Below are 12309 nucleotides of genomic sequence, written 5' to 3'. Positions count from 1 at the left end.
CGACTATGCCCACCTTCACCTTACCGGTCTTGGCGGCCCAACGAACAAGCGGCGCCCCAAAGCATCACGCCCCATCCTCACAAGCGACCAGTCCTCTACTCGCGTTTCGGGTGTTCTTCCTTCCGGTGGGGTGCTACCTGAGAAACATCACTCAATCAGAGATCGTGCAATGCCACTTCGTAACTGGATCATGCTGACCGTCCTTGGCGCCATCTGGGGCGGTTCCTTTTTGTTCGCAAAAGTGGCCGTTGCCGAAATCCCGCCGTTTGTTCTCGTATTCCTGCGTGTTTCCATTGCCTGCACGGTCCTGCTGATGATCCTTGGGCATCGTGGCATGTTGAACCGGCTGGAGAAAAAATATACCGTGCCGTTTCTGGTCATGGGACTGCTGAACAACGCCATTCCCTTCTCTCTCCTGTTTCTCGGACAGACAGAAATCGGTGCGGGCCTCGCATCCATCCTGAATGCAACGACGCCTGTCTTCACGGTGATCGTGGCTGGTCTGCTGACGAAACAGGAAACGCTTCAGGGCAACAGGATTGCCGGTGTGGTGCTGGGTGTTGCAGGTGTCGCCATCATGTTGTGGAGCAGCCTGTCGGGCCTTGCGAGCGACCCGTTGTGGGCACAGCTTTGCTGCCTGGGTGCCGCGATCTCCTATGCCTGCGCGGCGACCTTCGCCCGCCGCTTCAAGACACTGCCGCCGCAAGTGACGGCAACGGGTCAGTTGCTCGGCTCGACCACCCTCATGCTGCCGGTCGCTCTTCTGACTGCCGGTAACTGGACCATGGCCGATCCCAGCCTGACGGCCTGGCTCAATGTGCTCGCGCTCGGCGTATTGGCAACCGCCCTTGCCTACCTGATCTATTTCCAGATTCTGGCCGAAGCCGGCGCGACCAACGCTTCGCTGGTCACGCTCCTTGTCCCGGCAAGCGCTCTCTTCTTCGGCTGGCTGATCCTGGGAGAAAATCTGGGGGTGCTTCAGCTTGGTGGCTTTGCCGTACTGCTGGCAGGCCTCGTCGTCCTTGACGGGCGCATCCTCAAAAAGCGCCGCGCGCCGGCAGTCTGATCGGTTCGGGAAAAAAGGAGCCTTCTGCAAAAGGCAGAAGGCTCAAGCGCCAGGAACTTGGGCTGCACCTGACGTACATCCGGAAGGCGCGATTAGGGGCACGCACCCTTTTTGACCGGATAGCGGATCAGCGGGCGTTCCGTCGAACGCCAGCCATTCTAGAAATGCAAGGCCTTGACCTGCTTGACGTGGGAAACGGCCTCCAGCCGTGCCAGAACCTCCGGAGACACGTCGCCATCCACCTCCACAAGGCAGATTGCATCGTCGCCAGGGGCCAGACGGCCGAGATGGAAGGTCGCGATGTTGACACCGCTGTTGCCGAGTTCCATCCCGAGATGTCCGATGAAGCCCGGCTTGTCCTCGTTGGTGATGTAAAGCATCTGCGGGCCGAGCTCGGCCTCCATGTTGATGCCCTTCACCTGGATGATCCGCGGTTTTCCGTCGGCAAAGACCGTGCCTGCGACCGAACGTTCCTGACGCTGGGTGATCACCGTAAGGCGCATGTAGGTCTCGTAGGCGCCGTCTTTTTCGCGGCGGATTTCCTCGATCTTCATGCCCCGTTCCTTGGCAAGGATGGGCGCGGAAACCATGTTGACCGTCTGCAGGAGCGGCGTCAGCAGCCCCGTCAACGCAGCTGCAGTCAGCGCCTGCACGTTCATCTCGGCAACAGCACCGGCATATTCCAGGCGAACCCCTTCGATGCCGGTCTCCGTCAGCTGCCCCGCGAAAGAGCCCAACTGTTCGGCCAAACGCACGAATGGCACCAGCTTGGGCGCTTCCTCGGCAGTAATGGACGGCATGTTGAGCGCGTTGCGGACTGCGCCCTGTAGCAGGTAGTCGCACATTTGCTCTGCCACCTGCAGTGCAACGTTTTCCTGGGCTTCCGTGGTGGAAGCACCCAGGTGCGGCGTCGAGACGAAGTTCGGCGCGCCGAACAGCAGGTTTTCCTTGGCAGGCTCCTCGACAAAGACGTCGAACGCCGCCCCGCCGAGTTTGCCCGCGTCCAGGGCCGCCCGCACTGCCGCCTCATCCGCGAGCCCGCCTCGGGCACAGTTGATCAGATACGCGCCCTTGCGCATCTTCTCGATGGCCTTGGCATCGATGATGTTGCGCGTCTTGTCGGTGAGCGGTGTGTGCAGGGTGATGAAGTCGGACCGGCACAAGAGGCCGTCAAGCTCGACTTTCTCGACACCTAGCGCAACGGCCCTTTCCGGCGTCAGGAAGGGATCGAAGGCGATGACTTTCATCTTCAGGCCGATGGCCCGGTCCGCCACGATAGAGCCGATATTGCCGCAACCGATCAACCCGAGGGTCTTGCCGGTAAGTTCACGGCCCATGAAACGGGATTTCTCCCATTTGCCTGCCTGGGTCGAGGCATCGGCCGCCGGGATCTGGCGCGCAACCGCCATCATCATCGAGATGGCATGTTCGGCAGTGGTGATCGCGTTGCCGAAGGGCGTGTTCATGACGATGATACCGCGCGCGGTCGCCTTTGGAATGTCGACATTGTCGACGCCGATCCCGGCACGGCCGATCACCTTCAGATTTTCTGCCGCTGCAATGATTTTTTCCGTAACCTTGGTGGCCGAACGGATTGCCAGACCATCGTATTTGCCGATGATCTCCAGCAGTTTTTCCTTGTCCTTGCCGACGTCCGGCAGGAAGTCCACGTCGATGCCGCGATCCTTGAAGATCTGCACGGCAGCGTCCGACAGCTTGTCGGAAATCAGTACCTTGGGAGCCATTGGAGCCTCTCCTTGAATACGAGAAACGATCCGGGCAGCGCACCGCCCGGGACTGTTGTCGTTGAAGGATGAACAGGCTCAGGCGGCCTGGGGCAGCTTCGCTTTTTCCGACTGGAATGCCCAGTCAAGCCAATGGGTCAAGGCCTGAAGATCGCTCGTCTCGACGGTCGCGCCGGCCCAGATCCGAAGACCGGACGGTGCATCGCGGTAAGCGCCGATGTCATAGGCGATGCCTTCAGCGTCGAGCGTACCGGCAAGAGCCTTGGCAAAGGCGGCCTGCTGGTCTGCTGTGAGCGAAAGAATCCCCGGATCCGTGACCTTGAGGCAGACGGACGTGTTCGACCGCGTTGCCGGGTCAACTGCAAGGAAATCGACCCAGGAGGTCTTTTCCGCCCAGTCGGCAAGCACCTTGAGGTTGGCATCAGCGCGGGCACGCAGGCCAGACAGCCCACCCAGACCGTCGGCCCACTTGAGGGCGTCGATATAGTCTTCGACACAGAGCATGGACGGCGTGTTGATGGTCTCGCCCTTGAAGATGCCCTCGATCAGCTTGCCGCCCTTGGTCATGCGGAAGATCTTCGGCATCGGCCAGGCCGGCGTATAGCTTTCGAGACGCTCGACCGCGCGCGGGCTGAGGATAAGCATGCCATGTGCAGCTTCCCCGCCCAGCACTTTCTGCCAGGAGAAGGTAACGACGTCGAGTTTGTCGAACGCAAGGTCCTGCGCAAATGCGGCGGAAGTCGCGTCGCAGATGGTCAGGCCTTCGCGATCGGCCGGGATCCAGTCGCCGTTGGGAACACGGACGCCGGAAGTGGTGCCGTTCCAGGTGAAAACAACGTCCTTGGAGAAATCGACCGAGGCAAGATCCGGCAGTTCGCCGTAAGGCGCTTCCAGGACCCGGGCATCATCGAGCTTGAGCTGTTTGATGACGTCGGTAACCCAGCCGGAGCCGAAGCTTTCCCAGGCGAGCATTTCGACGCCACGTGCACCGAGCAGCGACCAGAGCGCCATCTCGACAGCGCCGGTGTCGGACGCCGGGACGATACCGATTCGATATCCGTCCGGCACGTTCAGCACCTTGCGGGTCAACTCGATGGCTTCGGCAAGTTTGGCCTTGCCGGGCTTGGCGCGGTGAGACCGCCCGAGCGGCGCATCGCCCAAGGCCTCAAGCGACCAGCCGGGACGCTTGGCACAGGGACCAGAAGAAAAATTGGGATTGGCCGGACGCACGTCCGGCTTGGCGGTGAGGTCTGTCATATCTGTCTACCCTCGCAGATAGTTGCCTCTCGTTGGGGAGAGGTGGCCCACCTATGGGGATAGGACCTTCCTGACCTTTGGTCAATTCAAATCACGGGTGAACGGATAAATTCGGTCACGCCCCCTCGCCTTCCGGAAGCGTTCTCTCAGACAAGCCACCCGCACCTGAAATCAGGATTGGCTTCGCTTGGTTCAAGAGAACTCAAGGGAAAGTGTGGGCGCAAACAGGAAAAGGCCGGTCGATTGACCGGCCTTTCAAATTCGCTGATCGGAAGATCAGAAGTTGCTGGTGATCGGACCCTGCGGCTCGTAGTAGACCGGGCCGGCCGGGGCTGCGAACGTGTTGAAGGTGTAGCGCGCACCAAGGCGGAACTCGTGAGCAGTGAGATCCTCCCATTTTTCTCTCGTTCCGCCGGTGCCAGCATCCTCAAGTCTAACACTCTTTGCTTCCCCGAGGTTCTTATACCGGTACCCCGCATCCAGGCTCCAATTAGGAGTGAAAGCGTACTCAGCACCGGCCATCAAAGCCCAAGCAAAATTCCACTGACCGTTGTCACCGTCATAAGTCGGGTTTGAACCATCAGGATTAAACGATTTCTTGTTGCTGGTGTTAACGTAGGCTGCGCCGATACCAGCACCCACGTAAGGCGTAATCCTGTTCCAGGTACCAACGTCAACGTAAGCATTGAGCATTACTGTCCAGACGTCGATGTCTGCTTGCTCTTTTGAATACTGGCCGGAAGTGGCACAACCAACGCATTCTGCGTAGCCCGTTGCAGTTGCCCGTGTCTCATAATCCAGCGTCAAGTCTGTTCGAAAGTAGTCGTTAAACTGGTAACCAACACCAACACCAAACATCCAGGCGTTGTCCATGCTGGTTCGTTCATATCGCAGATCCCCAATAGCAGGATCGTTAAAGCTACCGTCCGGGTCACTGTATAATTTGTAGCCAATATCGCCACGCAGGTACCAACCGCCAGCAGCCGGGACTTGCGGGATGTGCTCGATGACCGGGGTTGGCAAATCCGCGGCATATGCAGCAGTGGAAAGCGCAACAGCAAAGCCGGTCAAAGACAAACGCTTAAAGAAATTGTCCATGTCCTCGTCCTTTTCCAGTGAGCGTCCGCGTTAACCAATGCCGGACACATCAAACTTGAAAGCATACTGACGGGAATTCATTAATTGTGACTTAACTCTGTTCTTTAACCGCGTTTTTTTACCTTAAGGAAACCTTAACAGCCGAAGAAACATCGAAAGATCAGAAACAGGCGTGCAAAATTATCAGGCAGGCCGGGGACATAACTGCCAGAGCCACTTGTTGTCATCCAGGTCAAATGAAACAAGATGCGGACATGGGGGACCACCTGTCGCTACGTTTTCATAAACTTGTTAGGACTTCCCGAGAAACTGGCATCCAGTCGCCCTGTCTCGAGCCTGCATCCCAGGTATCATCGGGGGCTGTCCGCGGATAAGCCGCAACAAAAAAGCCGCCCTACATGGGCGGCTTTTCTTATCACTTGTTGCCTCGCCGATCAGGCCGCGGTTGTTGCCACCACGCCGGCGATATCATTGACCACCTGCTTGACCAGCTCCGCATCGTCGCCTTCCGCCATCACGCGGATCAACGGTTCGGTGCCGGAAGCTCGAATCACGAGGCGGCCGGAATTGCCGAGGCGGGCTTCGCCATCCTCGATCGCCGATTTGACCAGGTCTTGCTCAAGCGGCTTGCCGCCCTTGTAGCGCACATTCTTGAGGATCTGCGGCACGGGCTCGAACCTGCGGCAGACTTCCGACACGGGCTTGTCCTGATCCTTGACGCACGCAAGAACCTGCAGACCCGCGATCAGGCCGTCGCCGGTCGTGGCAAAGTCGGACAGGACGATATGGCCGGACTGCTCACCGCCGACATTGTAGCCGTTGGCACGCATATGTTCGACCACATAGCGGTCGCCGACCTTGGTCCGGGCAAGGCCCAGCCCGAGGCTCTGAAGGTATCGCTCCAGTCCGAGATTGGACATGACCGTCGCCACGATCCCGGGCGCGGACAGGCGGTTGCTTTGCTGCCAGGACTGCGCCACCACGGCCATCAGCTGGTCGCCATCCACCACTGAGCCGTTTTCATCGACGATGATGACCCGGTCCGCATCCCCATCGAGCGCGATGCCGATGTCGGCGCGTACTTCATGCACCTTGCGGGACAGGGCATCGGTCGACGTCGAGCCACATTCCTTGTTGATGTTGAAGCCATCCGGCGTGACACCCATGGTGATCACATCCGCACCCAGCTCCCACAACGCCTCGGGCGCGACCTTGTAGGCAGCCCCGTTGGCGCAATCGATCACAACACGCAGACCTTCCAGGCTCATTTCCCTTGGCAGCGTCCGCTTGGCAAATTCGATGTAGCGCTGCTGCGCACCGTCGATCCGCTTTGCACGGCCTAGCTCGCTGGCGCTCGGCAGGCGGGATGTCAGGTCGCTTTCCATCAGCTCTTCGATCGTCTTTTCGATCTGGTCGCTGAGCTTGAAGCCATCCGGGCCGAAGAACTTGATGCCGTTGTCCTGGAATGGATTGTGCGAGGCAGAGATCATCACACCGAGATCGGTTCTGAGTGAGCGTGTCAGCATCGCGACAGCGGGCGTCGGCAGCGGGCCCAGCAGGAACACATCCATGCCGACCGAAGTGAAGCCTGCCACGAGGGCGTTTTCCAGCATGTAGCCGGAAAGGCGGGTGTCCTTGCCGATAACCACCCGGTGGCGGTGTCCGCCGTTCTTGAAAGCCAACCCGGCGGCCATGCCAACCTTCAGCGCCATCTCGGCGGTCATGGGATAGCTGTTCGCCTGACCGCGGATGCCGTCGGTGCCGAAAAACTTGCGCATCAAATATGCCTTGCTGATCTATCTGTCTTGGTTGCGCTCTTTGTAACGCAATCAGCCGAAGTCACGATTCAAAATATGTGAGCAATTGTTACCATTCCCTGATGGCTGGCAACCCTGTTCTTTCACCGCAAACGAAGATGCCCGGCGCAGGCCGGGCATCTGGGTTGTTCAGAATATCGGAACCGATCAGGACTGTGGCTGCGGCTCCATGCCACCGCTGGCCTCGTCGCCGCCACGCTTGGCACCGGCGGTCGGTACCGCGGACGACCGGCCGACCGGCTGGTCGTCGTCCGTGTCGCGCACCGGCGGCTTGCCATCGAGCAGACCCTTGATCTCGTCACCCGACAGGGTTTCGTACTCCAGGAGACCCTTGGCGATCGTGTGCAACTGGTCTTCGTGGTCGCCCAGGATCTTCTTGGCGGTTTCATAGCCCTGATTGACGAAGGACTTGATTTCCGCATCGACGATCTTCTGGGTTTCGTCGGAAACGTGCTGGTTCTTTGCCACGGAGTGTCCCAGGAACACTTCTTCCTGGTTTTCCCCGTAAAGCAGCGGACCGAGCTTGTCGGACATGCCGAACTGGGTCGCCATCGCGCGGGCCAGCTTGGTGGCCATCTGGATGTCGCCGGACGCGCCCGAAGTCACTTTCTCGTAGCCGAAGATCATTTCTTCGGCGACGCGGCCACCCATGGCAACAGCAAGGTCGGCCTTGCACTTGGCGCGGGTTAGCGACACCTGGTCCTTCTCCGGCAGGCGCATGACCATGCCAAGCGCACGTCCGCGCGGAATGATGGTCGCCTTGTGGATCGGATCGGAAGCTTCCTGGTGCAGAGCCACCAGCGCGTGACCGGCTTCGTGATACGCGGTCAGCTTCTTTTCTTCCTCGGTCATCACCAGCGTACGGCGTTCCGCACCCATCATGACCTTGTCCTTGGCGTCTTCGAACTCTGCCATGGTCACCAGTCGCTTGGAGCGGCGGGCAGCCAGAAGCGCGGCTTCGTTGACGAGGTTCATCAGATCCGCACCGGAGAAGCCCGGCGTACCGCGTGCCAGCGTCTTGACGTCGACATCCGGTGCCAGCGGAACTTTCCGCATGTGCACTTTCAGGATCTTTTCGCGGCCAGTGATATCCGGGTTCGGTACAACGATCTGGCGGTCGAAACGGCCCGGGCGCAGCAGCGCCGGGTCCAGAACGTCCGGCCGGTTGGTCGCGGCGATGATGATGATGCCTTCGTTCGGCTCGAAACCGTCCATCTCGACCAGCAGCTGGTTGAGCGTCTGTTCGCGCTCGTCGTTACCGCCGCCGAGACCGGCGCCACGATGACGGCCGACCGCGTCGATTTCGTCGATGAAGATGATGCACGGAGCATTCTTCTTGGCCTGTTCGAACATGTCGCGGACGCGGGACGCACCCACACCGACGAACATTTCCACGAAGTCGGAACCGGAAATGGTGAAGAACGGAACGTTTGCTTCACCGGCAACCGCACGCGCGGTCAGCGTCTTACCGGTACCCGGAGGGCCAACCAGCAAAACACCGCGCGGGATCCGGCCACCAAGACGCTGGAACTTCTGCGGGTCGCGCAGAAACTCGACGATTTCCTGAAGGTCTTCCTTGGCTTCGTCGATACCGGCCACGTCTTCGAAGGTTACCCGGCCGTGTGCCTCGGTCAGCAGCTTCGCCTTGGACTTGCCGAAGCCCATGGCCTTGCCGCCGGAGCCCTGCATCTGGCGCATGACGAAAATCCAGATACCCAGGATGATCAGCATCGGTAGCCAGGAGAACAGCGCACCAAGCAACGGAGAGCTTTCCGCCGGCGGGCGGGCATTGATCAAGACGCCCTTGCTGCGCAGCTCATCGACATATTGCGCGCCGTCAGGAGCGTAGGTCTGGAAGGCACTGCCACTGCTGTAGGTACCGGTGATCTTCTGTTCCTGAATGATGACCGATCGGATCTCGCCGTTGTCGACCTGCTTCATGAAGTCCGAATAAGCAATGTCATTCGTTGCGCCATGCTGCGCGGGACTTTGAAAAAGCTGGAACAATGCGATCAATAGCAGGGCGATGATCACCCAGAGAGCGAAGTTGCGAAAATGTGCGTTCATTTCGTTTCCTTAACCGCCCAACGCGACTAACTGCACGCGGTTACGTTTCTTTAGAGCGAAGATAGGTCGCCCAAAGCCCGCTGCCAAGGCGGTGCGCCATAGTTGCGCAGATGCGCTGACTATTTTCTTAAGCACGGACCTCTAACAGATGTTCCAGATGGGGAAAACCTCAGATTTCCTCGTCTGTGTCCTCATTGTCCATAAAGTTATCCGGCAATTTACCTTGGATCGGCATTCGCTCCAAATTCAAATCTGCACTGCTGCAGGTATTGCCAATGGTCAAAACAGCCGTCGCGGAAGCCGGGGTCAGGATCTCCCCTGCCCGCCACAGGACCGGCGCGCAGTCGAAGGCGGCCTTGGGCCAGCCCGCCGGCCAGTCGATTTCCCGGGACGCTACAGGCGCGTTCATCAGCGGCCCCAGGCACAAGGGGGCATCACTTTCGCCAACAGGACAAGTGGAGACCCGGTAAAGGTAGCGGCCATCCCATGAGCCGGATCCAGCAAGACCCGTGAGAATGCCCGGCGGCTCGCGCCCCGGTTCTTTCCACACTCTGATGACGCTTGCGTCTGCGTCGAAAACCGATCCTTGAAAGGTTTGACGGTTCGTCTCACCGGACATCAGCACCCCGTCCAGAGCCTGAAGCCTGGCAAGTCTTGGTCGGGAATTCTTGCCCGAGACACGCGCCATCAGATAGACGAGCAACCGGAGACGGAGTTCTTCCGGCTGCTCGCGGTAGGCTTCACGCTCCAGGCGCGCGGGTCCTGCCGGGTGTTCGGTGATCAGCCGAGCGACCAGGTCATCGGCGGTCCGCTCAAGGGCTTCCCGCGCCCGGCGGATATTGGTAGCGGTCTGCGCAAGACGCTCTGCGCTCAATCCCTCCTCGGCCAACAGCGACAAGATGGCGCGGAGCCGGCTGCGCTTGTATTTCGGGTTCCGGTTCGAGGGATCCGTGCACCAGGAACGGCCGCGCTCTTCAAGTGTTGCCTCGAGGTCGGATTTCGAAACACTCAGGAGCGGACGCAGCAGGCGCAGACCTTCCGGACCGCAGTCTTCGTCAGCCGCCATCCCGCTGAGGCCGGTAACGCCGCTCCCCCGGGTCAGACGGTCCAGAAAAGTTTCCGCCTGATCGTCAAGGTGATGACCAAGAACAAGCGCCTCCGCGCCGATGTCCCGCATACGCGCTGCCATCAACCGGTAACGGGCAATGCGTGCCGCTTCCTGGAGGTTTGCAGCCGGTTTGGTGCCGGTCCAGCGCAGCACCGTGCAGGCAAGGCCGCATGCGCGCGCATTCGTTGCAACGAATTCCGCCTCCTGACCGCTTTCAGGCCGAAGTTGATGATCCACACACAGCACTTCGGCGGCACCCTGCCAGCCGGTGCGTTTGCGCCATTCATCGAAAAGAACAAGAAGACAAAGGGAATCCGAGCCGCCGGACACTGCCAGCGCCAGATTGGAAAAAGAGCTTAGCTTTGAAAAAAGAGCATCGACGCGATCGGCCGGGAGCCTCAGGGGCTCAACCGGCCCGTCAGGAGCACTGGGCACGACGGCGTTCATCCCGCGCCTGGGACAAAACGGCTGGAGCGGCATTCGGATATTTGTTCAGCAGTTCGGAAAACGTTGCGCAGGCCGCATCCGCTTCGCCGAGACCACGCAGCGAGACACCCAGCTTGAGCAGGCTGTCGGGGCTCTTGGCGTTGCCGGGATGGTCCGTGTAGGTCTTCAGGAAGGCATCGGCTGCCTCGCGGTAGTTCTGCTGCGCCAGCAGGCTTTCGCCCAGCCAATATTGAGCGTTCGCTGCCTGTGCATCGTCGGGATAGGTTTCCAGAAAGTTCCGGAATCCGCGCTCGGCACCCGCGTAATCGCCATTGACCGCCAGGGAATAGGCCTGATTGTAGTCAGAGCTCGGGTCGCCGCTGCCGATGACGCTGGCAATCTGGTCATCGTCGGTGGCAAGACCAGGATCGGGCGCGATTTCCTGACCGGTGCCAGGCAGGTTTTCAAGCCCGTTGGCCAGCCGCGAAAGGTCGATCGGACCGTCGCTCGGCAAACCGCTTTCATAGCCGCCGGACTGATCCCAGTTGCCGTCTCCAGATCCGTCCGTAGGGAGTGTCGCAAAACCTCCACCCGGCGCGATAAGGTTGCCCGACTGCGGAGTACCGTCCGGGCCTAGGCCCGGAGCGGTCGATCCTGGAGCGACATCCGAGCGCTTGCCCGGGGTGCCGCCTTCCAGCTGCTGGAAGCGGTATTCATTGTCTTCCTGCATGCGGCGCATCTGATCCTGCAATTCCCGCATCTGATAGGACAACTGTTCGATCTGACCGGTCAAAACCCGGATCCGTTCCTCAAGCTGACCGATCCTTACGCTGGAATCGTCATTCTTGCGTCCGAACAGCTGGGCTTGCGACGGTGTGGCAGTGGCGAAGGTGATGACCAACGCCATGATGAGACCTGCCAGTCCCTTTAGTTTCAGCATTCGCTCCTCCGGTTGGATTTGCTGTACCAGTGTCTGGCCGTGGTCCGACAAACGCCAATACTCAAGCAGATCCACGCGCATGATGTCTTACCATGCCCGGCTTCTTACTCAAGTGCACAGAGCGCTTCGACTTCGGCCAAATTTTGACGTTACCGGCTGACATTGAAGTGATTTCGTCATTTCCGGCCGGCCCAACAAAAAAGGCCGGGCAAGCTGCCCGGCCTTTTTGTTCGGCATTTGCCGGATCAGTTGGTCGCGTTGTTCAGGACAGTCACCGCACGGCGGTTCTGCGACCAGCAGCTGTTGTCGTTACAGACAGCAACAGGCCGTTCCTTGCCGTAGGAAATCGTCCGGACTCGCGAGGCGTTCACGCCCTGTGCCACCAGATAGTCACGTGCGGACTGGGCACGGCGTGCTCCCAGCGCGATGTTGTACTGACGCGTGCCGCGTTCATCCGCATGCCCCTCGATCGTGATCGTGTACTGGGGATAGCGGTTCAGCCACTTGGCCTGATTGGCAAGGGTTGCCTGACCCTGCGATGTCACCACCGACTGGTCTTCTTCGAAGAACACGCGGTCACCCACGTTCACGACGAAGTCCTGGCCCGTGCCGGGCTTCACATTGCTCGACAGCCCGTCCGGTTTGTTCTGGGCACATGCTGCTGCGAACAGAACCACGAAGCAGACTGCAATCCAGCGCGCGCCCCGTCCGGCGTTTAAACTCTTGAACATTCCTGTCTCCTACACCCCAGCCCGCCAACCTGACATTTCATCCGTCCGGTTCTT

General features: G+C 59.7%; 9 protein-coding genes. 1 reads left to right on the top strand and 8 read right to left on the bottom strand.

Going from position 1 to position 12309, the window contains the following annotated elements; genetic code table 11:
* Positions 1–169 precede the first annotated feature (169 nt).
* Positions 170–1066 (top strand): DMT family transporter, encoded by an 897-nt coding sequence (locus B0E33_RS16440; RefSeq protein ID WP_167579550.1) that lies wholly within the window; start codon positions 170–172, stop codon positions 1064–1066.
* A 158-nt stretch (positions 1067–1224) separates the two neighbouring features.
* Here B0E33_RS16440 and serA read toward each other — a convergent pair whose 3' ends face one another.
* From serA to pal, 8 genes are all read right to left on the bottom strand, one after another.
* A complete protein-coding gene (gene serA / locus B0E33_RS16435) occupies positions 1225–2811 on the bottom strand; it encodes a phosphoglycerate dehydrogenase (protein WP_023003430.1) in 1587 nt (528 codons plus the stop codon).
* 78 nt (positions 2812–2889) lie between these two features.
* Positions 2890–4068 carry a phosphoserine transaminase gene (locus B0E33_RS16430; RefSeq protein WP_023003431.1) on the bottom strand — a complete coding sequence of 393 codons (1179 nt, stop codon included), beginning with the start codon at positions 4066–4068 and terminating at the stop codon, positions 2890–2892.
* 276 nt (positions 4069–4344) lie between these two features.
* Complete coding sequence (locus B0E33_RS16425) at positions 4345–5166, bottom strand: outer membrane protein (protein ID WP_077291775.1); 822 nt, start codon at positions 5164–5166, stop codon at positions 4345–4347.
* A 434-nt stretch (positions 5167–5600) separates the two neighbouring features.
* Positions 5601–6944 (bottom strand): phosphoglucosamine mutase, encoded by a 1344-nt coding sequence (glmM, locus tag B0E33_RS16420; RefSeq protein ID WP_023003434.1) that lies wholly within the window; start codon positions 6942–6944, stop codon positions 5601–5603.
* 186 nt (positions 6945–7130) lie between these two features.
* Positions 7131–9050 (bottom strand): ATP-dependent zinc metalloprotease FtsH, encoded by a 1920-nt coding sequence (gene ftsH, locus B0E33_RS16415; RefSeq protein ID WP_023003435.1) that lies wholly within the window; start codon positions 9048–9050, stop codon positions 7131–7133.
* Positions 9051–9219: 169 nt separating this feature from the next.
* Positions 9220–10605, bottom strand: coding sequence for a tRNA lysidine(34) synthetase TilS (gene tilS, locus B0E33_RS16410; protein WP_228148021.1), 1386 nt, complete (start codon positions 10603–10605; stop codon positions 9220–9222).
* On the bottom strand, positions 10577–11524 hold the full coding sequence (ybgF, locus tag B0E33_RS16405; protein WP_031270520.1) for a tol-pal system protein YbgF: 948 nt from the start codon (positions 11522–11524) through the stop codon (positions 10577–10579). The genes tilS and ybgF overlap by 29 nt, the downstream gene beginning before the upstream one ends.
* Before the next feature lie 245 nt (positions 11525–11769).
* Positions 11770–12255 (bottom strand): peptidoglycan-associated lipoprotein Pal, encoded by a 486-nt coding sequence (gene pal, locus B0E33_RS16400; protein WP_023003438.1) that lies wholly within the window; start codon positions 12253–12255, stop codon positions 11770–11772.
* Positions 12256–12309 lie beyond the last annotated feature (54 nt).

The sequence above is a fragment of the Roseibium algicola genome (genome assembly GCF_001999245.1).
Classification (GTDB): domain Bacteria; phylum Pseudomonadota; class Alphaproteobacteria; order Rhizobiales; family Stappiaceae; genus Roseibium; species Roseibium algicola.
Note: the sequence above shows the minus strand (reverse complement) of the source record. Positions and strands in the feature narration are given on the sequence as shown.

Coding starts and splice junctions, on each gene's coding strand:
- B0E33_RS16440 (WP_167579550.1), top strand. CDS start 170: ATGCCACTTCGTAACTGGATCATGCTGACCGTCCTTGGCGCCATCTGG.
- serA (WP_023003430.1), bottom strand. CDS start 2,811: ATGGCTCCCAAGGTACTGATTTCCGACAAGCTGTCGGACGCTGCCGTG.
- B0E33_RS16430 (WP_023003431.1), bottom strand. CDS start 4,068: ATGACAGACCTCACCGCCAAGCCGGACGTGCGTCCGGCCAATCCCAAT.
- B0E33_RS16425 (WP_077291775.1), bottom strand. CDS start 5,166: ATGGACAATTTCTTTAAGCGTTTGTCTTTGACCGGCTTTGCTGTTGCG.
- glmM (WP_023003434.1), bottom strand. CDS start 6,944: ATGCGCAAGTTTTTCGGCACCGACGGCATCCGCGGTCAGGCGAACAGC.
- ftsH (WP_023003435.1), bottom strand. CDS start 9,050: ATGAACGCACATTTTCGCAACTTCGCTCTCTGGGTGATCATCGCCCTG.
- tilS (WP_228148021.1), bottom strand. CDS start 10,605: ATGAACGCCGTCGTGCCCAGTGCTCCTGACGGGCCGGTTGAGCCCCTG.
- ybgF (WP_031270520.1), bottom strand. CDS start 11,524: ATGCTGAAACTAAAGGGACTGGCAGGTCTCATCATGGCGTTGGTCATC.
- pal (WP_023003438.1), bottom strand. CDS start 12,255: ATGTTCAAGAGTTTAAACGCCGGACGGGGCGCGCGCTGGATTGCAGTC.